The following is a 22,399-nucleotide window of genomic DNA, read 5'->3' on the forward strand; positions in this document are numbered from 1 at the left end:
ACCTCAACGGCACGCCTGTCAGGGGCGCCGAGGTGACATTCTACGCAAATGGCACGATGATAGGCACCTCTGAAACTGGCGAGCAGGGCACCGCAAGCCTGACTTACGCGTTCATTAGAAAGGGCATCGCGGTTCTAAGCGTCTCAGCGGATGGGGTCGTGTCCAGCGCTACTGTTATTGTGCAAGAAACGAACTTTTCTCTTGCGGTTTATGTTCTCCCAGTCGTCTTCATAACAGCGATCGTCATCGCGATTTACATCGCATTACGTCATGCTACACGCTCTAAGCCCATGCGATGCGGCCAGTTAACAAGATGCGGAAGGGATGCCCAGTTGCTGCATATCAGCGTGGTTCCTTAAATGATCACTGATAGGGCTAAAATTGCGCTAACGGCAACTCGATTTCTGTCGCTCTTAAGAGGTCATGACTGACAACTACATATCCACATTAATTTCGAAGCAGCACGACAACGTATCTCGAGGGACATCTCCCCACAAGAAGTGCGGTAAACTACTTGGACTTAAAAACTATAACTCTTAAGCGGACGGCGCTATTAATCTGTTTTACGAGCTTATCCACAGCTCAGAGTGGGCTGTCTTCATGGCGTTTCCCGCGTCGAAGCAAGCTCTACATCTCTCCCTAAGTTGCCTTATAACTTGGAGCGCCCCACGGGGTTGTGAAGCACCTTGTTTTGTTCCGCGCTTTCTCGAACTCTTCTTTGATTTTCTAGTTCTTGGGGGGTCTTTCCCATTTTCTTTGAGCAAGGGTGGCTGATAACGATAGAAGTTTCTTGCAGTAGCCGCCGTAGTTTACCCTGGATGCCACGAGGATCGTCCTGGAACTGAGCTCTGTGGCCACCTTAGCCATGGAATTTTTCATGGCTATGCCTTTTCCTCTATCATTGGGTCTAACGAGTTCAACAGGAACTTCCAGAAAAGGGAGCGCAAAGGCAACGCCGCAGCCGGCGGCTATTTCGAAGTGGGCCTTTTAAGGTTGGTAAGACGAGCCCAGCTGCCAATCCGTCACCGCTCATCATAACAGCTTTAATAGATTTAATGCAAACTCGTTCTTAAAATCATTTAAGTTTTAGCTTATTGGATCGTTGATGTGTTAAAAATTCAGAATCCTTTATTGTAAGAGGGATTTTATCTCTTTCGAAGTGGTTCAGGCCACCGAGTTCCTCATCTCGAGATCAATTATCCTGTTGAACTCAACGGCGTATTCTAAAGGTATCTTCTTGGTCACAGGCTCCATGAATCCCCTGACTATCAGTCCCCTTGCCTCCTCCTCTGAGAAGCCCCTGCTCATGAGGTAGAAGAGCTGTTCTTCGGCTATCCTTCCCGCGGTTGCCTCATGGGAAACGTCTGCATCAGATTCGTAGACCTCTTCGGTCGGGAAAGTGGCCGTAGAGCTATCATCGCTTATGAGGAGCGAATCACATTTTACCGAGCTTGAACATCCGGTCGCACCTGGGTTAACCTTTACCTCTCCCCGGTATATCGCCCTTCCGCTTCCCTTGCTTATGCTGCGAGATAGGACGTAGGCAGACGTGTCAGGGGCGGCGTGAATTATCTTAGCCCCGGTATCCAGGACCTGTCCATCTCCGGCCATGGAAACGTAGAAGTGCTCTGCCCTTGCTCCCCTTCCAGCTAGCACGCTCGCTGGATAGAGCATTGTGACCCTGCTCCCCAAAGAAGCCTCGACCCACTCCATCTTTCCCCCCTCTTCCACAATGGCCCTCTTGGTCACCAAGTTGTATATGTTTTTACTCCAGTTCTGTATGGTTGTGACCCTAACGCGCGCCCTCTTTCCCACGAATATTTCCATAATTCCCGCGTGAAGACCTCCTTTGACGTACATGGGCGCAGAACATCCCTCTATGTACTCCACGGAGGCATCGTCCTCGGCAACTATGACCGTGTGCTCGAACTGGCCCATAGATGGATGGTCAACTAGGAAGTAGACCTGCACTGGCATGCTCACCTTAATTCCCTTGGGGACGTAGAGGAAGGTGCCGCCGCTCCATATGGCTCCGTTGAGCGCGGCGAACTTGTGATAAGTAGGAGGAACGCAGCGCGTCATGAAGTACTTTTGAACCAGGTCTGGGTAACGCTTCACAGCCTCGTCCATACCCATGAATATGACGCCCTGCTTGGTAAGCTGGTCCCTTATGCGCTCGTATATCACCTCAGATTGGTACATGGCCCCATTTCCAGCCAAGAAGTTCCTCTCTGCTTCCGGTATGCCTAGGGCGTCAAATGTCCTCTTGAGATCCTCTGGGAGTTCGTTCATGTCATTTGTGGCTTTTACGCCCGGTTCTACGTAATACGCTAGCTCATCAAGCTTCAGCCCGCTTAAGTCGGGACCCCACGTGGGCATAGGCTTGCTTTCAAATACCGACAGAGAGTATAGCCTCTTCTTTAACATCCAATCCGGCTCTCCTTTTTCCTTGGAAACCTTTCTTATGATCTCTTCGTTGAGACTACCGGCTATTGCTGCTTTTTCCATCCTATTCACCTCCAAATGAAAAGCGCATTTGAAGCCTTGCGTGAGGACTCTGTCCCCTTCTCTGATCTGAAACCACTTATAAGGCCGTGATGAGGGGTTAGCCGCATCCTGGCGAATACTGCGGGATGATTTTCAAGATTTTTGGCGATTTCGTCGGCTATCGCATAAATACCCTCTATGTTTGTTGCAGCTTCCATGAAGTAACGTTCCGTCTAAGCTATTAAGTATAACGGTGTTATTGGAAACGCAATGAAAGCCTGTGAGTGCGCCTTACAGAAAAAAATGAGCAGGAAAGCTTTGACCTTCAGGAAGGAGATGAATTGCGGAAAGCATGTTAAATTTAATGAGGGCATAAGAGGTGTGGAAAGCCATGCGGATAAGTTCTCTAATGGAGGCATGCAGGATACTTCCACGGCAAATCCAGCCACTGGCTGGTCTTGAATGCCTCCACAATTTGTCCCCCATCGGATAAAGGCATATACAGATTGCACGCAGAGGGGGATGCGTGCAAGGGGAGCGCTGATAACCCCAGAGGGGCAACGTTTGTGACAGGAACGATTCCGAAACTCGAGAATGGAGGTTCCGCAAAACGCTCCCAGACCGCTAGGGATGATGGAGCAACAGGAAGCAAAAGCAGAACCTCCGTCGCTTCAGCGAGGAGAGCATGCCATTGCGAGTAACTCGATGCTATCATGGACTGAAATATTGAAGCTTAGAACGGGCGAGTGCACGCGAACTTGGCTCGAGTTTTGGCGCTTTCTGCGGCGCGTAAGTCTAAGCGAGGGTCTAGAAAATATCTCTGGTCTTGGTGGCTTTAAATTAGACGTACCTCAGGAGTGTTAGGAGATTGCTTTCGAACTTACCAACAGCTACGTAATTTGGTCTGTTCTTTAAGTTATCTTTAATGCTTACCTTCATTTGTATTTTGTGAATGATTAAAATCGGTTTTTATTGATGGCAAAATAGTAAATATGTATGGTTGATCTTTTGATCTGATCCCAGAATTCGCGGCATAGGTCTGCTTTTTTAGTGGTTTGATACCTCCGGCCGGCGTTTTGATCTCAGCTTTTTCTGATTTGCTTATGCGGTATAGTTTTGAATGCTGCTCGGGTGCCGAGATGCATTTATTTCAGATACGAAGAAATTATTGGTGAGGTTTTTGCGCGCTGGCAGCTTGTTCTTATTGTTTATCTTGGTGTCGACGCTCTTGATGCCCCAAGGGCTTGAAGCATTGTCGTCACAACCTAACTTTTACGTGACCAGAACCGTTTTTTTGATGCCTGAGGGCTATTATTATCAGGAAGTGAGCTCTGAAGGAAGTCGCGTGTTACTCATGCTTAAAGTTAATTCCACCGAACCAATCTACGCACTTGTGATGAATTCTACGCAGCTTAGTGCCTTCATGAACAGTGGTGAGCTCGCTTACCTTTTTGCTTCATCTGGTTCATCGATATCGGGAAAGGTAAGGCTAGGCCTAGCTGGACATTACTACGTGGTCTTGATCTCAAATGAGACAAGCTTTCCAGCAGTGGTTACGTTAGGTTACGCAACAGTACCGGTTGGCGTGCACGTGCTTTACTCGTCAGCTCCAGCTCCCATAGGCATAGCGGATTATGGCGTGATGAACTCTTCGGGTGTGCTCCTACCATACGCGGTTAACGCAGAAGCCATTATAGGGCAGGCTAACATAAGCTCGTTGGCGGCCTATAACCCGCTTTTCTTATCCCCTTATGTGGCCAGCTTGCAGCTGAACGCCGTCCTCCAAGTTAACACAAGCAGTGGTTCTCAGGACTACCTGGTACAGAACGTCGTTGAATTTTTCACAAACAAAGAGGTATTGCGCTTGGCCGATAACGTGTGGAACATAACTTCTCCGTATTCTTACATGTCTTCTTCGCGGGTATCTGGTTATGGAGAAGTGGCAACCCAGCCTTGGGCCCCTCCTTGGGCAAGAGCAGCGTCCTCAGTTTACTCATATGTCACCACAAACTTCACATATTCTCTGCCTTTCACTATTACGTTGAAGACAGCGGTGTTCAGGGAAAACACGAGAGCAGAGATCTGCTTTGGCGCGGCGCTCAATGGTATCAACGATACCTATGATAGAGTGTTTATAGCCGAAACCGGTTCATTCAATGCCTCGTTTATAGTAAACGGTTACTCGATGACTCCTGTTGGGAACTACTATGATGCCGAGCTGGTGTTTGGAGGAGGATACGGAGGGGAAGCAACGCAGTTCACGTCAATGAGCTCATCCCTTTCAATGGCTTATGTGTTAATCAACGGAAGCGAGGTAAGGCCGCGTTCGATTTTTGGCTTTGGCAGCGACACGGCGGAAAGCGCGTATAACCTGGTCACCGTGTGCCCATCTGGAACGCCAGAAGTCAGGATCGGTAGTCCTGATCTCTCAAAAAGCTTCTCCCTCTTATCTTATCCCTTACCTCAAATGTATATTAAACCGGAGTCCTTGCCAAAGCTTCAGAAGCCGCCCTTGCTTCAGGGAGCCGCGTTGCTGATGATTGCCATTGCGTTCGTGGTCTATCAGCTTGAGGTCCTTCGTAATCGTCCTAATGCCAATCCGGAAATCTGAGCTTAGCGCTTAATCCTGACGGGGTAGCGGTAGAGCCCTCAAACGCCCTCAAAAGGCTCGAGAAGAGGGTGAAGATCTAAAGCAAAACCTTTCCAGAAAGAAGAAGGGCTCCAACAACCGCAGAAAGCAGATCAAGAAACTCAGGAGGGTCCACCAGCGCATAAAGGACGCCCGCAACGACTTCCTCCAAAAGGTATCTACGGCGATAGCCAAGTCGTACGATACCGTGATCGTGGAGGATTTGAATGTAAGGGGAATAATGCAGAACCACCGTATCGCGAAATCGATATCTGATCAGGGCTGGTACACCTTCAAGCAGATGCTTAATTACAAGCTGGAAGAGCGGGGAGCAAAGCTGGTGAAGATGGGAAGGTTCGATCCTCCCTCCAAAACGTGCTCCGGGAGCGGTAGCGTGAAGCACGACCTAGCTCTTTCCGACCGCGTATTTCGCTGCGATGCCTGCGGGCTTATAATTGACAGGGATCTGAACGCTGCCATCAACATCTTAAACATGGCTCTGATGAAGGTAGGGCGGGGCACGCCCGAATCCATGCCTGTGAAGATCAACGCCTCCGTAACCCGCCTTCCGGGCGTGGCCGAAGGAAGGTTTCCGGCATCGGGAAACCGCGCTCCGGCGGCATGGGGGATCGAGCGCGGTCGTTGAACCACGAACCTCACTCCCTTCAGGGAGGAGAGGATGTCAGGATTAGGCAAGGACCTTGAACGGCAAAGCGAAGAGGTATGGCGCGAAATAATCACTGAAATTTTTCACGAAAGCATGTACCAAAGGTCCCTTGTTGCGGTAGGAACTGCGATCCAAGCTACCACGAGGACTGAAAGCGCCGCGATGGGTACGGCTATGTTGTCATCTATATATTTTTGTCTTTCCGCAAAGGTGGAAAGAACGGCCGCGATGATTCCTGCCCACCCAAGTAGCATCCCCAAGAGCACTGAGGTCACCAGCATTGCCGCGCTCCCTTCCCATGCCTTAACCCTTGTTCTGTACCTCAGATTTCTCACAATACCGGTGACCCCATCCCCTATGGCCATGAAGAGGACCGGAACCACGCCAAGGAGGAACGAGTGATCGAGAAACCACGTCAGAAAGAGCACGAGACCCCACATTATCGTGAAGTCGACTTCGTAAACATTATTGGGATCTTGGAACCACGTAGACAGCTTTCCGGTCCTGTGAGGAACGTAGACGGCCATACTTAGCAATATTGCCATAACTAACGGTATGACTGGTTCTTTGAATGTAAACGGAATTAGGGCAGCAACTACACCCGCTGCCAAGATGTGAATGGTCTTTCTACCGAAGTAGGTGGCTGAAGACGGTGGGTATCCTTTTTTGACGGCAAGACCATAAACCCACCTTGACACAAAATAAACCACAAATATGACCCAAAACATAAGAAGGGTCGCGGGTAAGACATCGTGAAGCACGGCGGAGGGAGTTATACCTTCCCAGCTTAACATAAATGCGAGATGCGTTAGCCTTTAAGTCATCATGCTCTCATCTTTATCAAGGGCAAGTGCAGTACATAACCTTTAATTGCCCTCGGCGAGCCCTGAGGAACATGCGCCTAACTTAAAGGTATTGGGCGATCTACTGGCTCTTATTGGCGGGCTTCTCGGCGGTGCCCGTAGATAGGTTTTGGCTTGTAGGGTTCCTCTAAGTACTTTATCTCGTTATCGGAGAGTTTTACGCTTACAGCGCCAACTGCTTCTTCTACATGCTCTGGGTTCGTGGTCGCTATTATCGGGGCTGTAACTCCCTTGGCGAAGAGCCAAGCGAGACCTACTTGCGTGGGGGTTGCGCCCTTGCTCTTTGCTGTCTCGACTACCCTCTTAACTATCTCCGCGTTCTCGGGAGGCTCTATGTAGAGCTTGTGGTCCCCGCTTCCTGGGGCAAGTCTGCTATTATCGTTCGGCCCCACTACCAGTTTTCCATCCTTATAATACCTTCCTGATAGGACGCCAACGGCGTTAGGGCTCCAGGGTATAAGCCCCACACCATGCTCCTTGCAGAACGGTATCATCTCCCTTTCCTCCTCCCTGTAAAGGAGGTTGTAGAGGTTCTGCATGCTCACGAACTTCTCGTATCCCTTCATCTCGGCGGTGAAGTAGGCGGTCGCGAACTGGTAAGCCCACATGCTTGAGGCCCCTATGTACCTCACCTTTCCCTCGTGGACTAGGTCCGTAAGCGTGGAAAGGGTCTCCTCGATGGGAGTTTCGTAGTCCCACCTGTGGGTCTGGTAGAGGTCCACGTAATCGGTACCAAGCCTCTTGAGGGATGCGTCTATCTGCTTCATTATGTGCTTTCTCGAAAGCCCAGAGCCGTTTGGTCCACTTCCCATCGGGAAGTAGACCTTGGTGGCCACGACGGCGTCCTCCCTCCTTCCCTGAAGGAACTCGCCCAGTATCTCCTCGGCCCTTCCCCTGGAGTAGACGTTGGCCGTGTCGTAGAAGTTTATGCCCAGGTCCCATGCCCTCGAAAGGACCTTGAACGCTTCCTCCTTTTCTACGGTCCAGTTTCCCCAATTGCCAAACGACATGGTCCCAAGGCATATCCTAGAAACCTTCAACCCCGAGTTACCGAGACGAACGTATTCCATGGCGAATACGCGTAGCCGCGTAAAAACATAGCGTGTTGATGTTCCCTCTTTCGCGGGTAATCCTAATAATCGCCATCTGTCAGTTGGCCACATCATCGCCCTTCTTTTCGGTATGACAGAGAGCGCATTTACTGCAAGGCGAGCATCTCCCTTTATCTCGAGTTGCCCGTTCAGGAAGTCGCGCACTGGATCGTCGATGCCCGCAAGCAGGCGGACCAGCGTGGACTGATGCAGTCCGATTTCCACTAGATCAACGCCGGATTTCACGTCGCCTATGGTAACCGTTTCTAGCTGCTTGACGTCGTTAAATATCTTGAGGCGTATTGGAAGTTTAGGAGCCGTTGGAAGACCCTCCGGCCAAAGTTCGTGAATGAACTTGGTCGGCCTTAGCACGCTAACTAGCAGCTCGCCATGGGTCATCCTGTAGAGCCCGGCTATAAGTGGCTCTGGAGCTGGCTCAGGAATTGTGATATAGAATACTTTTGCGTCATTTTTATCGAAGGCTGTGGCAATAAGTGACGCCATGGTCTCCATGTCATCATGAGCCACCACTTCCCTTATGAACAGGGAATCGCCTTCTCTGTCTAAGTAGGCGTATCCCTTGTTGGGTATCACGAGTACCTCGCTTGGATCGAATGGTTTATAAGAAAACGTATGCCAAAAGTTTCTCTTTAGGAGTTTTTCCTGCCAATACTTTTCGTCCCTGCGAACTGCAAAAGAGGTTGCTTTGGAAGCGTCGTTATAAGCATCTATCAGCGTTGATGCGTTTTCTGGAGCGAAGCGCGTAGCCGCCTCCAGGTGCATGCCTGCCTTTAGTCTTTTGAGAAGCGCGTTTACGTCCCAAATTTCACCCGTGTACCTGCCAAAAAAGTGAAGTGGAGAGAACCCGTTCCTTCTGTATATTCTATGTGCCGTTGAACCATAATCCGTGAAAAGCATCGCCACGTTCTCATCGACCTCTGATAGGGCTGCTTCCATGAGTGATGACGCCACGCCTTTTCCTCTGTAATCCTTGTCCGTGCACACGGCCGCAATACCCGCAACGTTGACGAAGCTTCCCCCTATGTTTACCTGCCTACGAATCGACATTACATGTCCCACGATTCTTTCGTTTTCCTCAGCCACCCAAATCTTTTTTATGTCAAAGCCAGGATCTATCTCACCGGCTTGTGCATATTCCTCTGGAGAGGCATTAGCGCCAAAGCACGAGTTCAATAGCGGGACTATTTTTTCCTCATCGCCTGCCCTGAAGTGCCTGATTATCATGCATTATATTTCACAGTCGAATAAAAGAAGAACGGCATCGCTAGATTTAAGAAAACAGCATGTGAACTGACTGAAGCTAGCGGGATTATACCCTTCTGAATTGTCTAATGGTGCACGTCCAGCCTGCATCGGTACCTTCATCTTGTGAGTAAAATAATGGAAAACGAGAAATTTTCCATGAAATCTGATTTTGCAAAAGCTATGAGCAAATCTATCCACGGTTTTGAAATGTCTTACACAGTGATCTCCTTTTCATTATATTATGAAATCATTAATATCGTTAGCATTTGCTAGCGAAAATGAAGCTCTTAATGAATTTGGATATCTTACTTGCACGATTTTAATTGAATGTTAAACAAGCTAACTGCATTAGAAGACCAATCCTAAAATGTTGTTCGATGTACCAATAAATAACTGCAAAACTGCTTTTATAATTTAAACTTAGATTTTTTCTGAGTTTCAAGTGATTTATTTGTTCTGGTTCTGCTTCTGATGGTAAGTGCGTAGTGGTTTTCTTGTTTCCGTCATACAGCCTCTCTTACAGATAAAGTTTTCTTATTATGCAGGACTGCTTTTTTGCCATAATAAGGAAACGCGGACGTTGTTTGCCTGTTAAGTCGCATGATTTCCGTTGGCGTCGCTGCTTTGGCAGCAATGTTGCCTGAGCCAACCATAATGAGGTGACTAGCATGGAACCGGGGTTCTAGCAGCTTCGAGCGCGAGGAGTTCTCAACCGTCTTCATAAGGTTGGAGGACGACATGATCACGATCTGCAAGGAGGCATGGGTCATGCACGCGGAGTCCTTGGTTAACCCCATACTGCTTGGCACCAAGGGAGGTTTTACCTTGAGCTCTCTTACCCTCTACACCGATATGAACGGCCACATGGTAAAAATAAGCCCGCAGGGCCTCCCAAGAGTCGACGCTTTCACGCAGAAGATGGCCGATTTCGTTCAGGGTATACAGGGAAAGAACGTAAATCCGATCGATCCGAAGAGCATAGTGATCATGGACTACATAGTTCGCGCCATATGCAGCCTCGCTCAAAGCAAGAAAGACGTGGCCATAAATCTACCCAGCGATTTAACGTGAGCACGTTTCCCTGTCGAGCTGAGGCCGATTAGGCACGCAGGTTAGGGCGATAAAAGAGTAGCTCAAGTTATTTTATCTGTTGACTATAAATTATCATCAAAAAAGCCTTATTAATTATTGTGCTAACAGCATTATGGATACTACGAGAAAGGCTAGGATAGGTTTGATCTTTTCCGTGATGAATCCCTCAGAGCCAACGTGGCCGCACGTGGGATACGACTATGACTCAAAGGTCAAGGAGATCTCATCTAAGGTTAAGGAGGCCTTCCCCGACGTTGAGTTCTTGGAGGCAGTAATAAGCGCCGGATGTGGAGAGCCGGCCGTTTTTCCCGATCGCGAGGGATCCCTGCCCGTCGTGGGACTGTCAGGAGAAAGAGGTCCTAACGCGGACCTCATTCCGGACGACGTCGAAAGCTACGTGGTTTTTCTCATTGGGATATGGAACGGGGTGCCCGGAGACGTCGTAAGAAGGGGAAAGCCCACAGTTCTTGTCGACGACCTCTTCGGAGGCACAGGGGAGTTTCTATCGACTTTGTCATGGGCCAGGGAGAAAGGCTATCCGACTATAGGAGTGGCGTCATCGAGTTTTGACGACGTTCTAAGGGCCATCTCTCTTCTCAAAGCGGTTCACTCATTGAGGAGTTCCGTGATTTTAGATATAAGGGATGGTGAGACCTGGTCAGAGAGGAGAGGCATACCGAACGCTCTGCGCGAGCTTGGAGTACAGGTGAAGTTCATGTCATCTGAACAAGTGAAGAAAATCTACGACGAGGTAAAGGACGAAGAGGCGATGCCGTATTACCAGAAATGGCTTGATGGAGCGCTCGGGATAAAGGAGCCGCCTAAATCCGAAGTCATGAAAGCGGCGAAACTCCACGTTGCGCTTTTGAAGGCAATGAAGGAAACCGGTGCTGATTCCGTCACCGTCGACTGCCTTTCATTGGTTTTAGGGAAGAAGTTGCCGGCTTATCCCTGTCTTTCCTTTGCGGAGCTGGATAACGAAGGAAGCGTCGGCACGTGCGAGGCTGACTTGGATTCAGCTTTCACGCAACTCGCAGTGAGGTACATCACGGATAGGCCTAGCTTCGTCTCGGATCCGGTCATAGACACGGCGAAAGGGGAGATCATCTACGCTCACTGTACTGCGCCTTGGAAGATGTTTGGAAGCCGCGGCCCGACTAATCCATACGTGCTGAGGACGCATGCGGAAGACAGGAGCGGTGTCTCCGTTCAATCTCTGCTTCCGACAGGCGAAATCGTCACAACCGTGAAGTTCGACGTTGTGAAAAAAGCGATGGCAGTACACTCGGGCATTGCGACAGAAAATCTGGAGACGGAAAATGGGTGCAGGACAAAGCTCGGCACGAAAACTAACGTCAACGCCATACTGGCTAATTGGAACGCAGGCGGCAAGTTTGGATGGTGGCATCGCGTGACGGTTTATGGGGATTTCAGGGATGACTTCAAGAAGCTTGCGGTGCTTCTGGGTATGACTGCGTTCGAGGAGGATAAGGGGCGACTCTGACGGCAAGAGATCGAACAGTATCGAGTTTTTCCACGCATCATATTAAGTGAAATACATAACGTTTAAGATTTGGGACAGTTTCGAGGCAATTTTATCGGATTGCAAAGGCTATTCAGTTCTGCACAAGTGCTTAGCAAATTATTCAAAAGCGTCCATGCTTAAAATGAAATATATTGATGCCATAATATAAACGTTTAAAAGTCTGGGCGCAAATATAAGTAGGAAAAAGTTGACGAGTTTCTTTAAAAAGGTGGCAGCCTACTTTGCTGTTGCGGTCTTCTTGTTAAGCAGCCTCGCGATGGGCGGCTCCATCTCACCCGTTTCAGCTCAGCAGGCCCCGCAAATAGTGCTTGCGCAAAACACGACGATGCTTTACTCGCCAAGCATGCCCGTCTGGAATCCTTTTGCTGCATCGAACTTCGTTACGACAAACCCGCAGACATCCGATCCTCCATTAATGTGGTATAACGCTCTGACGGGGGAGTTCTTCCCAGGCCTTGCTACGAGCATGTCGGAGTTTCCGTCTAACGCGAGTTTCATAGTTTACCTGAGAAAAGAGCTCGACTGGTACAACGGAAGCGCGACGATGCCTTTCAACGCGTGGGACGTCTACACGTACTTCTACATCGAGGCTAAGGTCTTCCATGGATACTGGCCTTACCTCAATGCGAGCAAGATCCGCGTGCTCAACAACTACACCATAGAGTTCACGCTTAACGAGTGGGCGCCCACGGTACCTGAACTTCTCGTTCAGAACATAATTGGAACGCCATATGAAGTATGGAAGCCTATATTGGAGAACGTGACTTCAATGAGCGAAAAACAGGCGACTGGAGCAGCTGATTACGTGGAGCGTTTTATTGCTCCTCCTTGGTTCCTTGGGCCTTACTATACAACTGTGTCCGTGCCCTATGCCATAATGCACCTTGATCCACCTAACCTGCTGCAGGAGTGGGCGGCGGTATTTCCGTATCATACTTGGCAAGACTATGATCCGGAAGTCATATGGTGGTGGACTGGAGGAGGAGGACAGACCCTTAACGGCATTTTGGCTCATAAGGTTAGCTGGATCCAGTGTGGGATGTCGCCCGCTCAGTTCAAAACCGCGGCGTCCTCTGGTTTCATCCCGTACCTGAAATACGGTTACATGGGAGACTTCAACATGATAATCAACCCGGCCGTTTATCCGTTGAACATAACTAACGTCAGACTTGCGCTCGCTTACGCGGTTAACAGAACCGAGATGGTCGACTCATGGAACGCCGACAACATGACGCTATACGTTCCGTGGACTTACGCCGGTTTCTGGCCTAACTATGCTAGCCTACCAAAGTGGATATACAAGGATATGTACAACTTTACGACAAATCTAACGAAGGCAACTGAGCTACTCGAAAGCGCCGGACTCTACAAGAAGGGTGGGCAATGGTACTTGCCCAACGGCCAGCCATTCAAATTGACCTTCACGGTCATAAACGGTTGGCTTGATACGGCAACGGAATGGGAGAACGCTGCCTCCCAGCTGACGGAGTTCGGCATACCCACGACGGTTCTCTCGACCGACGCCGATACGTTCTACGGTACAGAAATGTTGGACGGGGATTTTGACATAGGGATGTATTGGAGCGCGGAAACTTTCTCGTATGCGTCTTCTTGGTCGCTTGGGAACTGGTGGTGGCTTACTGGATATACGAACGCTAACGGGACGGCGTTGTACTCAAAGGGATGGAACAGTAAGGCCAACTATCCGATAGTCTATCCTAACGGCACTAAGGGCGTATTCAACATGACTACCTGGTTCGCCGACTTCGAAAAGGCCGTGCCTGGTAGCGCGGTATATAATGCGACGATTGCAGAAGCCCTGGCGTTCTTGGGTTCACAACTGCCCGGAATCCCCGTTGTGTCGAAGACCGATGACCAAGGATGGTCGCCGCTTACTTTCAATGCCACGTGGATTCTGCAGCTTCCGAGGGTGCCGCAGACCAGCTTCTTCGTGGGTATAAGTCCAGGTTTACTAAATGCCGATATGGGCGGATATTGGATGACCTTGCTCGGCGTTGCACCGCCAGGAGCCCAATCACCTCTTGAGGAGGCCATAGCCACCGACTCGGTTTCACCAGAGATGGCGGCCTTCTTGGGTCTTCCGTCATCTTATTCTGCCAATTACGCCCAAAGCGAGCTTTCCAGCGCTCTCTCCACCGCCAAGATCTCGTTAACGTCCAGTCCCACGACCCTTACCGCCGGTACCCCTGTAACCCTTAGCGCTACAGTCACGTACGCTAACGGTACCCCTGCATCCGGTGTGACCGTCGACTTCCTCGCGAGCGGCGCTCAGATCGGTACGGCAACGACGGGTAGCAACGGGCAAGCAGCTTACTCTTACACGCCTATGTCTGCAGGAACCCAGATCATAACCGCTAGGCTTGCCCTCGCTCCCTCTGTAGTCTCGAGCGCCGTAACGTTGAACGTCACCGCTTCGAAGACAACGACCACCACGACAACTACAGCCACAATTAGCGTCATCACGATGCTCTACGCCATAGTCGCTGCAGTCATTGTAATAATAGTGGTAACTGTAGCGGTGCTGATGGTCAAGAGGCGCGGAGGAAAGACGCAACGAAGGCTTAATCGAATATTCAACTCATTTTTTTATTATTAAAATTTTAATTGAAAAAAGGATTGTTAGGATTTAGCTCTTAGAGCCCGAAAGGGACTCAAGGGTTTTCATCCTCACATCGTAGCCCTCTGCCTTCCACCAGAGCGCTCCTCCTAGCCCAACCCCCTGGAGAAGCATGCCATACACCACAAAGGCCCATTCTGGGAACGCCGCAGTTGCGTAAGTGGAAATGGTGTAGGCGGACATGGCTATTGCCCTAACGGAGCCTATCATGAGTCCCCTATTCCTTGTGGGAAACAGCTCGGGCTCGTAAATGGTTCTAACGAACCATGTCATGGTTATGAAGAATAGGTTTGTGAACGCTATCGCATAAAACGCCATGGCGCTGTGATAGCCTAAAACCACGTATCCGAGTGCTGGAATAAAGCTCAATACCGCACCAGCAAACGAGACCAGCGCGTAGTCCTTTGTGTCTATGCTATCGATGAACGTGGGGACCACGAGGCCGGCTGCTGATGCTCCTAGGTTTGCCGCGAACATAACCAGATAGATCGTAGCTCCTGTGAAGTAGTAATCTGCGAGAACGAACGCCATGAGGCCCCACGTCAGGTAATTTGCAAGGCTCCATAGAGTTAGCACGCTGAACCTTGACTTCAGGCTAAGCTTCTTCTTGACGTCTGAGAGCTGGGCATCTGGATCTTGCTCTGTTCCGAGCTTTGATAGTTCCCTCATTGCCTTTTCCTCGTTGCCTTTTGCGCCGAGCCACCTTACTGACTCGGGCATTAAAAGCCTCAGCACGATGGCGACTCCGAGCCCCACAAGGGCCATAAGCACAACTGACAGCGAATCAACGATATAGGAGCGTCCTCCAAGGAAGTACGTAAGGTAAGCCATGGCGGCCGCAGCAGCGGCACCTATGTTTTCGAAGTTCGGGCTCATGATTAGCACTTTTTGCCTGTGTCTTGCGGGCATTATCTCCGCGATCAGCGCCAAGCCAACCGGCACCTCGCCTTCAACGCCAACCATCGAAACGGCGTAGCCAAACAAAAATAGGGCCATCTGCAATGAGTTCTTGGGAATCAGTAAAAGGTCGAGGGCAATTATGAGGCTACCTATCCCATAAAGGCTCATGGTCAAGAGGTACATCCGCTTTCTTCCCATGAACGCATCGGAAAGCCATGGTAGCAATAAAGTCCCCAAAAGGGGCGCCGCTGCCACTACTGCTATGTAGAGGACGTTTTGGTACTCCGGGTAGAAGGCGTAGCCCAGCGTGTTTATTATCCCCCAAAGGAAGAAACCTATGGCCGTTGATGCGAAAATCATCCAGTGCGTTCTTGTCCAGCGAGCCTTGTCGACCATTGAAAAGATCGCGTCCGACATTTCTTACGAACATATGTTCGGGCAATTGAAAAGCCTTTCGCAGACACTTCCGCTTTGCTTCCTCTAAAGCCGGGGCGGGCTTGAAATGGCACCAAATTCGTTTCTCTAGTCAGATTCTCTAGTCAAACGGTGGGCCGTCATCTTGAAGGTGTTGGGCAAGTGCGAGCCTTACGCAAACAAAACTTTTATGTGGATGCCTGCATTTATGTCGTGAACGCAGTTGACGTAGGATTCGTTAAGGATAAGGCAGACCAGATCCTTAGCGAAAACATGAGGTTTTACTCGGGAAGTAAAGAAACGGTTGCTAAGATAGTGGCAGCGGTCATCGCAGGCGGGCACATATTAATAGAGGACAAGCCGGGCGTTGGGAAGACATTCTTGGCCAAGGTCATGGCTAAAACGCTGGGACTTTCGTTTAGTAGGATTCAGTTCACTCCGGACCTTCTTCCCAGCGATATAATAGGCACGAAGATGTGGAGGGCAGCTGAGGGCAAGTTTGAGGTTATGCTGGGTCCCGTATTTTCGAACTTCGTGCTTGCGGATGAGATAAACAGGGCTCCGCCGAAGACTCAGGCCGCGCTGCTGGAGGCCATGGAAGAGCTCCAGGTGACCATTGAGGGGGAGACGCACCAGCTGCCTAAGCCGTTTACCGTTATGGCAACTCAAAATCCCATAGAATTTGAAGGTACGTATCCCCTTCCTGAAGCTCAAATGGACAGGTTCATGGTAAAGATAAGCTTGGGTTATCCGTCGGAGGAACTGGAAAAACAGCTGCTCGGCAGGAGGGTGGAATGGAGGACTGACGATCCCACGGCGTTTGCAAAACCTATAGTAACCGATAAGGAGTTGCTTCAGATGAGGGATTTTGTTGAGGCAAGGGTTACCGTTGACCCAGACGTCATGGGATACATCCTATCCTTCAGGAAGATAAGAGACGACGAAAGGGTGATTGCTGGTCCAAGCCCAAGGGCGCTCATATCGCTCCTCCGCATGAGCAGGGCCATGGCCGTCATGGACGGAAGGGATTACGTCATACCCGATGACGTGAAGCAGGTGGCCACAGAGGTGCTGGGACACCGCGTAGTTCTAAAGCCGGAGATAGCGCTTGAGGGTAACGTGAGTGGAGCATCGGTGGTAAAGGAGTACCTCGCCGAGATACCCGTCCCAAAGTGAGCGCGATGGTAAAAGAGATCTCCAGATCTTATTTTCTGCTTCTTGCCGTGCCCATATTCTTTGTTACCGTGGCCGTGATCAGCTCACAAAAGGCGCTTCTCATGCCCGCGGTTTACTCGGTCATAATGGTTGGGTTGATCCTTTACCTCGATACCGACCTCAAGGCTACGGTCAAGTTTTCATTGGACAAGGAAAGGGTTTACGTGGGCGATACCGTGAAAGGAAAGGCGTCGCTGGAGATCGGTGGACCTCCTGGGATGGTAACCGTTGTTATCCCGCCTGCCTCTTATCTTGAAAGAGATGATGCGCCCAAGTACAGGCAAAGCTTTGAAGTGGTGAAGGGCAAGGCATCGAGACTTTACTTCAAGGGATTTCAGACGCTCGATAAGAGCTTTGATGTAGAGGTAAAGGTGTTGAAGAGAGGGATATACGACTTCGGCAAGGTGAACTACGCGCATCAAGGTCTGCTTGGAGCATCGGTTAAGGAGAGCAAATGGGATGCCCAAGTCCAGCTGACCGCCCTTCCAAGGTACAAGGTAGCCAGCAGGACGTCGTGGAGGTTGAGGCCTTCTTCGGCCAACCCGAGGGTTACGCGCAATAGGCTCGGCCCTTTCTCCACGGACTTCCTCTCAGTTAGGGAGTATGTCACTGGCGACCCATTCAAGTTCATCAACTGGAAAGCGACGGCCAGGTCGCCCAACGGGCAAATCATGGTCAACGAGTTTGAGAGGGAAGGCCTTAGGAACGTGGTTTTTCTCTACGACGTGGGCAGGTGGATGAGGTACGGCCTATCTCAGGAGAACCCCCTTGAGAGAGGGGTACCGCTTGTACTGTCGCTTTCGAAAGCGCTCCTCGATCACGGTTACAACGTTGGGCTTTGGACAGCGCCGCCTACCGGGGTTTCCGTTATGCCATCATCAGGTCAAACGCAGTTTCATAAGATACTGAAGGCCATGTTGGAGTTGTCTTACTGGGAAGAAAAGGGCATTAAAATAGAGGAGCTCCTCATCTTAAGGCGCGTGATCTCAGAAACCAACGCGCTCCTCGTGGTCGTAAGTAACTTGGCCGGAAGAGAGGTGCTTAGGTCCCTTAACGAGACCATGACCGTGAGGGGAAAGGCCTTGACGAGGACAATTCTCATAGACGTCATACATACCTCCATAGTGATGAGGAGAGAACTTGAGGCCGAGTTTCCGGGAATGAAGCTCATCGCCGTTGCGCCTGACAGGAAAAAGACCTACTCAATGCTTCCACGTGGGATAATGGTTATACCTTGGGACCCCGAGGCTCAGGGGATTGGAGAGGTAATGGAGAAGGTGATGGGCATAGTGGGGTGGATGAAGTGAGGCCGCTGGCCGCCCTTTTGGCTGTCGTTCTCCCGCTCGCCCCCTTTGTCTTTTACCTGGACTTCTCAACGTTTCCAGAGGGATTTATCATCGGCCTGATGGCGCTGACCTTCCTCATGGGCTTTGTGGCAGTCATCAGGCGCACCAGGGTAGGCCTTGCGGGGCTCTTCTCAGCTCTCGTCTCGGCCGGCTTGGCTATGCTGGGAGGAGGATACGTGCCTTATCTCGCTCACGTTGAGCTTGGGGCATTCAGCGCAAGCAGCGCGCCGCTTCTCGGCTTGAGCGTTTCAGCAGCGCTTTACGGCCACTACATGGGTAACGTCTACGAGGGAGCGTCAAGGCTTTCGGGAACGCTTAAAAAGATGAACTACGAGAGCTCGGATCTGCGCGAGCTGGACAAGATGGCCCTTTGGTCAGCTGCCATTGGCGCCGGCGTGCTCTTATTGTCATACGGTTTGTACGTGGTCTTGAGCACGGCAAGGGTTTATGCGATCGGGAGCTCATTGCTCGCCCTCGCGGTCTTCTTGGTTATCTACGGCATCGCAATGGCATCGGTTAGACGGCACGTGGAAGGCGAGGGGGTGGAGCAGAACGGGCGAGGGAACTCGCGCGCTCTCAGGAAAGGCGCTTGGAATTCGGTCACTTACAAGGGCGCTTTACGCGTGGTCATTTCTTGCAATTGGCGTCATGGCGATCGTGGCCCTGCTGCTGGGAAATGACGCGGGTCAAGTGGTGGCAGAGATAAACTCGGACCCTGCTGCCATGGCCGAGGTCATCTACGAGCTACTGAGTACCGTAAGCGTGTTTTCAGTCGCTTTTGACCTGTACGGGTTCTTCATTTTTGCGACCACCATGGACGCCGCCTATAGGTTATTCTCTGGGTCGAAGCTTCTCAGAGGGACCTTTAGGTTGGCGGCGAGGATCGGGTCAGCACTGGGTTTGGGTGGCTCTGTTTTGGCGTTTATGGGTTACGTTTTACTCTTCATCGTGAAGTTCACGCCGAGGGTAAGCGGGGTCATAGGCGCAGCTGTGATGGGCCCCTTGGTGCTCATTCCTTTACCCTTGCCCTGGCCCATGGCGATTGGGCTGCCGCTATGGTGCCTTGGCATCATGGTATATGCTATCGCTCTGGCCCTTGCTTTTGGGTCCGAGCATAACATCCGCGGTGAGCGCCTTTCGTTTATGCTTGCGATTGGCCTTGCCCTGCTTGTGATGCCGATGCTGGGAATGATAATTGCGCTGTTCGCGAGCAGCAAGCTCGAGGGGATCGAGAGTTGAGCACAAGCAGGGGGATGGCGCTTGCCTTCATAGGTGCCGCGATCTTAGTCATATGGATAGTGAGCAGTTCCATAACCGTACTTCCGCTTCAGAGCACGAGCGAGGGAAGCGTCGGTCGGAGCTCAGGCCCCCCAGGAACGGGAAGCGGGAGCGGCGGACTTGGGCTGGGATTGGGAGGGCTGGGACTGGGAGGCAAGGGCTTTGGCATCAACCTGAGCGCGACATCTATAACTGTCCCCAAGTTCGGCTACAATTTCACGGCACCGAACGCCACGAGCGGGTCTTTGCTCTTCCTTCAGCTTCCAGTGATTTCCTTCAGGATACCGTTGCCGGGAATAAAGGCAGGACCGCTGAACATGTCATCATTGGGTATTAAGCTAGGTGCTGGAGGAGGAGGGTCTGGAGGTCAGGGAAAATCGGGCAAAAGCAGTACTTCTACAAAGGCCGTGTCAACCCCGATCGTCCTGCCTAACCTTGAGGCATTTGTGTACGTGCTTATAGCCCTTATCGTCGCGATCGTGGCCTTTGCGCTCTTAAAGGGGACAAGGAGACAGTCCGTGCGCGAGGTCTCGGAAAGGCCTTCGGAGAAGGGAGCTGCGCGTTTGTCTAAGATCATGGCAATTCGTACTGAGGGCAGAGCGGACCGGCAGCCCTCTGTATACCTTTTCAAGGGTGCCGTCGTGCCCTACAAGGCTTGGGGAGGAAGCGGGTTTTTGGAGCTGCCGGTTCCTCAAGACATACCGCTCACTTGGAGGGTAAGCGATCCGCTTCCCTACGCGCTACCCGAAGGGGCCATTCTTCGTTGCTACCCAGAGTGCAGGGTAGAGGCCAATCGGATAAGGTTTGAGAGAATTGGTTGTTATTCCCTTGAGGTGAGGTCGGGTGATTACGAGGAGCTTCACCCAATAAGGGTTGTCTCATCGTATAGGGAAGACGTCATGGGCTCCTTCAGGGCCAACCTCAGTGGGGTAGAGGACGCTCTGACTCCAAGAGAGACATGCCAACATCTCTTCAATGAAAAAGCGTTGGAAGAAAGGCCCGAGATTTGGGCAACGCTGCGCGTTTTCGAGGCATGCAGGTACGGCGACCGCGAACCGGATAGGAAGACTTACGAGCTGTTCCTCCGCGGACTGCAAAAGCTTAACGGCTCGGTCGTTATGGGATGCGAAAGTGAGCAGTGACCGCATCACAGCGATTAAGTATGGTCTCGCTTATGGGCTAACGCTTGCGGTTTACTTACTGCTTTTGTCCTCTAAAATAGGTTCTTTGGCTGGCCCGTTTTTCGCCGCGGTGCTCGTCCCGGTTTGGATTGGCCTCACTTTGGCTCTTGCGGGTTCCTTGCTGCAACGGGCATCGCTCAACGCCGAGGGGAGAACCGCTAGTTTGACGACTTCCGCTACTTGGGAGCTGGGCTTCTTGGTCGCCTGGGTTCTAGCTCCTTCGGCTGGATTGTACTTGTTTCTGAAGGCCGCACTGGGATACTTTGCCTCGCTTATCGCGCTAAGCCCCTCGGAGCTGGAATACACCGTGAGGTTTGCGGCAGCCGCTTATGTTGTGGGCGTCGGAGGTATCGCTTACAGGGCCGGCTCCCAGCATCCGGGAGAGGGGCCCGGCGCTTCCATATACTACAAGATGGCTCTCGCGCTTGTGCTGTATGGACTCGGCTCGTTCTTTGGCTTGTTAAACGCCTACGCCGAGGCACCGCTGGTATTTGCGGCTTTCGTGGCTGCCGCGTTTGCGATCGCACAGCTCGGACTGGTATTGCTCTCTTTCAGGTGGCCCGAGGGCGCGCTGAAGGCATCGGCTGAAGCTGAAAGAAACTACGGAAGGGCACTAGCGTCTTTTTTTGCCATAGGTATTTTCTACTCTCTGCTCATGGCCACCAGCAAACCTCAGTACGCCGAGATAGCGTGGCTCTGCATCATACTGCTTATGTTCGTGGCGGCCTTTGCCTTTTTCTTCAGGAGCTACTCGGCGATGGCCAATACGACAAACAAGATCGCGGAAAGGATATACGAGCAACACCAAAAGGAAGTCAAGGAGTTCGTTTCCGATGAGGATGAGCTTTACGTTATGATGATATCTGATTTCCTAAGACAGGGAAGAAAGGAAAGGCTGCTTGTGTTCGCGGCTTACAGGCTTTCTGCTTGCGGCATGAACTATGAGGACATAACTAGAGCGCTTAGGAAGTTAATTGAATATGAACCGTTTAACCCCAGCGCCTTATGGCCCTGGGAGACGTGGTCAGCTCGGAGGCAGATGGAAAAAGATCTTGAGCTAAGGAAGAGCTTGGTAAACGAGGTCGTAGAACTGGTGAACGGATGCGCTGGCTCGACTACTAAACCGTAGCTTGGGGAGCTTCGGCGAACCGTGAAGTGGAAATATTTAAAAAGACTTTTAGTTATCTATTTATGGCGGTGTTGAAGCTACTTCTAATTGCATTTATCATAGGTGCAATTGTAATGCAATCGGCCGTAAGTCAATACGCTAATGAGTTACCGCCCGTTCCCCCGCGTACTTACATCCCCAGCTGGGTTCCTCCTGCTTATTCTTCGCTTCCCTGGGTGAGCGTTAGTGGGACGCATTTCGCCTTTGCCAACGGCACGTACGTTACCTTTCATGGGCTGGATTACATGGGGCTTGAGCTTCATCCTGCCTTTTATAACCAAACGTCTCAGGACTTCGAAATAATGGCATCATGGGGCTTTAACATAGTGAGACTTCCCGTGGACTGGTCCTGGGTCGAGCCCGAGCGGGGAGAGTTCAATCAATCTTACTTAGATCAAGTGAAGAAGGTAGTGGGTATGGCCAACCACTACGGGATATACGTGGTCATAGATATGCACCAACTACATTGGTCGCCGGTTTTCTGGATATGGGGAGGGGATAACGGCCTAAGGGGAGATGGCCTTCCCTCTTGGGCGGTTCCCTATCAGCAGCAGACCAAGAACGCCGAAGAGAAGGACAAGGCCTACTTCTGGTCCAACACCACGGTTGAGCAGGACT

At 51.0% G+C, this 22,399-nt stretch carries 19 protein-coding genes and 1 pseudogene; 14 read left to right on the forward strand and 6 right to left on the reverse strand.

Features of this window, described 5'->3' with window-relative positions:
* Positions 1-359 (forward strand): hypothetical protein (locus PRZ02_RS06955; protein ID WP_449465110.1); only part of this gene is annotated, 359 nt, incomplete at its 5' end.
* Between the two features lie 367 nt (positions 360-726).
* Here PRZ02_RS06955 and PRZ02_RS06960 read toward each other — a convergent pair.
* From PRZ02_RS06960 to PRZ02_RS06970, 3 genes are all read right to left on the reverse strand, one after another.
* Entirely contained in the window at positions 727-867 is a 141-nt protein-coding gene (locus tag PRZ02_RS06960; RefSeq protein WP_449465111.1) for a hypothetical protein, read from the reverse strand.
* 297 nt (positions 868-1,164) lie between these two features.
* Positions 1,165-2,523, reverse strand: a complete 1,359-nt coding sequence (gene sufB / locus PRZ02_RS06965; RefSeq protein ID WP_449465113.1) for a Fe-S cluster assembly protein SufB — start codon at positions 2,521-2,523, stop codon at positions 1,165-1,167.
* A complete protein-coding gene (locus PRZ02_RS06970) occupies positions 2,514-2,705 on the reverse strand; it encodes a hypothetical protein (protein WP_449465114.1) in 192 nt (63 codons plus the stop codon). Before PRZ02_RS06970 ends, sufB begins: the two co-directional genes overlap by 10 nt.
* A gap of 85 nt (positions 2,706-2,790) precedes the next feature.
* Between PRZ02_RS06970 and PRZ02_RS06975 the strand changes: the two genes are divergently transcribed.
* The 3 genes and pseudogenes from PRZ02_RS06975 to PRZ02_RS06985 all read left to right on the forward strand — a co-directional run.
* Positions 2,791-2,949: a hypothetical protein gene (locus tag PRZ02_RS06975; RefSeq protein ID WP_449465115.1), complete on the forward strand. Its 159-nt coding sequence runs from the start codon at positions 2,791-2,793 to the stop codon at positions 2,947-2,949.
* A gap of 718 nt (positions 2,950-3,667) precedes the next feature.
* Positions 3,668-5,098 carry a thermopsin gene (locus tag PRZ02_RS06980; RefSeq protein WP_449465116.1) on the forward strand — a complete coding sequence of 477 codons (1,431 nt, stop codon included), beginning with the start codon at positions 3,668-3,670 and terminating at the stop codon, positions 5,096-5,098.
* A 109-nt stretch (positions 5,099-5,207) separates the two neighbouring features.
* A pseudogene (locus tag PRZ02_RS06985) lies at positions 5,208-5,762 on the forward strand (RNA-guided endonuclease InsQ/TnpB family protein); the annotation flags it as partial.
* Positions 5,763-5,866: 104 nt separating this feature from the next.
* Here the strand turns inward: PRZ02_RS06985 and PRZ02_RS06990 are convergent.
* Positions 5,867-6,577 carry a dolichol kinase gene (locus PRZ02_RS06990; protein WP_449465117.1) on the reverse strand — a complete coding sequence of 237 codons (711 nt, stop codon included), beginning with the start codon at positions 6,575-6,577 and terminating at the stop codon, positions 5,867-5,869.
* Positions 6,578-6,717: 140 nt separating this feature from the next.
* Entirely contained in the window at positions 6,718-8,982 is a 2,265-nt protein-coding gene (locus PRZ02_RS06995) for an aldo/keto reductase (protein ID WP_449465118.1), read from the reverse strand.
* Between the two features lie 759 nt (positions 8,983-9,741).
* On the opposite strand from PRZ02_RS06995, the gene PRZ02_RS07000 reads away from it, so the two are divergent.
* From PRZ02_RS07000 to PRZ02_RS07010, 3 genes are all read left to right on the forward strand, one after another.
* Entirely contained in the window at positions 9,742-10,074 is a 333-nt protein-coding gene (locus PRZ02_RS07000) for a hypothetical protein (RefSeq protein ID WP_449465119.1), read from the forward strand.
* Between the two features lie 133 nt (positions 10,075-10,207).
* On the forward strand, positions 10,208-11,599 hold the full coding sequence (locus PRZ02_RS07005) for a hypothetical protein (protein ID WP_449465120.1): 1,392 nt from the start codon (positions 10,208-10,210) through the stop codon (positions 11,597-11,599).
* 229 nt (positions 11,600-11,828) lie between these two features.
* Positions 11,829-14,258, forward strand: a complete 2,430-nt coding sequence (locus PRZ02_RS07010; RefSeq protein ID WP_449465121.1) for an ABC transporter substrate-binding protein — start codon at positions 11,829-11,831, stop codon at positions 14,256-14,258.
* Between the two features lie 30 nt (positions 14,259-14,288).
* Here PRZ02_RS07010 and PRZ02_RS07015 read toward each other — a convergent pair whose 3' ends face one another.
* Positions 14,289-15,596, reverse strand: a complete 1,308-nt coding sequence (locus PRZ02_RS07015) for an MFS transporter (RefSeq protein ID WP_449465122.1) — start codon at positions 15,594-15,596, stop codon at positions 14,289-14,291.
* Positions 15,597-15,866: 270 nt separating this feature from the next.
* On the opposite strand from PRZ02_RS07015, the gene PRZ02_RS07020 reads away from it, so the two are divergent.
* The 7 genes from PRZ02_RS07020 to PRZ02_RS07050 form a co-directional block, all read left to right on the forward strand.
* Positions 15,867-16,769 carry an AAA family ATPase gene (locus tag PRZ02_RS07020; RefSeq protein WP_449465129.1) on the forward strand — a complete coding sequence of 301 codons (903 nt, stop codon included), beginning with the start codon at positions 15,867-15,869 and terminating at the stop codon, positions 16,767-16,769.
* A 5-nt stretch (positions 16,770-16,774) separates the two neighbouring features.
* A complete protein-coding gene (locus PRZ02_RS07025) occupies positions 16,775-18,115 on the forward strand; it encodes a DUF58 domain-containing protein (protein WP_449465123.1) in 1,341 nt (446 codons plus the stop codon).
* On the forward strand, positions 18,112-18,834 hold the full coding sequence (locus PRZ02_RS07030) for a hypothetical protein (protein ID WP_449465124.1): 723 nt from the start codon (positions 18,112-18,114) through the stop codon (positions 18,832-18,834). Before PRZ02_RS07025 ends, PRZ02_RS07030 begins: the two co-directional genes overlap by 4 nt.
* A complete protein-coding gene (locus tag PRZ02_RS07035) occupies positions 18,803-19,393 on the forward strand; it encodes a hypothetical protein (protein ID WP_449465125.1) in 591 nt (196 codons plus the stop codon). The genes PRZ02_RS07030 and PRZ02_RS07035 overlap by 32 nt, the downstream gene beginning before the upstream one ends.
* Positions 19,390-20,574 carry a DUF4129 domain-containing protein gene (locus PRZ02_RS07040; protein WP_449465126.1) on the forward strand — a complete coding sequence of 395 codons (1,185 nt, stop codon included), beginning with the start codon at positions 19,390-19,392 and terminating at the stop codon, positions 20,572-20,574. The genes PRZ02_RS07035 and PRZ02_RS07040 overlap by 4 nt, the downstream gene beginning before the upstream one ends.
* On the forward strand, positions 20,564-21,742 hold the full coding sequence (locus PRZ02_RS07045) for a hypothetical protein (protein WP_449465127.1): 1,179 nt from the start codon (positions 20,564-20,566) through the stop codon (positions 21,740-21,742). Before PRZ02_RS07040 ends, PRZ02_RS07045 begins: the two co-directional genes overlap by 11 nt.
* 62 nt (positions 21,743-21,804) lie before the next feature.
* A partial coding sequence (locus PRZ02_RS07050) for a cellulase family glycosylhydrolase (protein WP_449465128.1) occupies positions 21,805-22,399 on the forward strand: 595 nt, incomplete at its 3' end.

Origin of the sequence: Tardisphaera saccharovorans (genome assembly GCF_046635845.1) — an archaeon.
In the GTDB taxonomy this organism is placed as follows: domain Archaea; phylum Thermoproteota; class Thermoprotei_A; order Marsarchaeales; family UBA168; genus UBA168.

Excerpts from the sequence above, each read along its gene's own strand:
- PRZ02_RS06990 (WP_449465117.1), bottom strand. The coding sequence starts at position 6,577 with ATGTTAAGCTGGGAAGGTATAACTCCCTCCGCCGTGCTTCACGATGTC.
- PRZ02_RS07015 (WP_449465122.1), bottom strand. The coding sequence starts at position 15,596 with ATGTCGGACGCGATCTTTTCAATGGTCGACAAGGCTCGCTGGACAAGA.
- PRZ02_RS06960 (WP_449465111.1), bottom strand. The coding sequence starts at position 867 with ATGGCTAAGGTGGCCACAGAGCTCAGTTCCAGGACGATCCTCGTGGCA.
- PRZ02_RS07020 (WP_449465129.1), top strand. The coding sequence starts at position 15,867 with ATGAGGTTTTACTCGGGAAGTAAAGAAACGGTTGCTAAGATAGTGGCA.
- PRZ02_RS06970 (WP_449465114.1), bottom strand. The coding sequence starts at position 2,705 with ATGGAAGCTGCAACAAACATAGAGGGTATTTATGCGATAGCCGACGAA.
- PRZ02_RS07005 (WP_449465120.1), top strand. The coding sequence starts at position 10,208 with ATGGATACTACGAGAAAGGCTAGGATAGGTTTGATCTTTTCCGTGATG.
- PRZ02_RS07025 (WP_449465123.1), top strand. The coding sequence starts at position 16,775 with ATGGTAAAAGAGATCTCCAGATCTTATTTTCTGCTTCTTGCCGTGCCC.
- PRZ02_RS06975 (WP_449465115.1), top strand. The coding sequence starts at position 2,791 with ATGAGCAGGAAAGCTTTGACCTTCAGGAAGGAGATGAATTGCGGAAAG.
- PRZ02_RS06995 (WP_449465118.1), bottom strand. The coding sequence starts at position 8,982 with ATGATAATCAGGCACTTCAGGGCAGGCGATGAGGAAAAAATAGTCCCG.
- PRZ02_RS07035 (WP_449465125.1), top strand. The coding sequence starts at position 18,803 with ATGGCGATCGTGGCCCTGCTGCTGGGAAATGACGCGGGTCAAGTGGTG.
- PRZ02_RS07000 (WP_449465119.1), top strand. The coding sequence starts at position 9,742 with ATGATCACGATCTGCAAGGAGGCATGGGTCATGCACGCGGAGTCCTTG.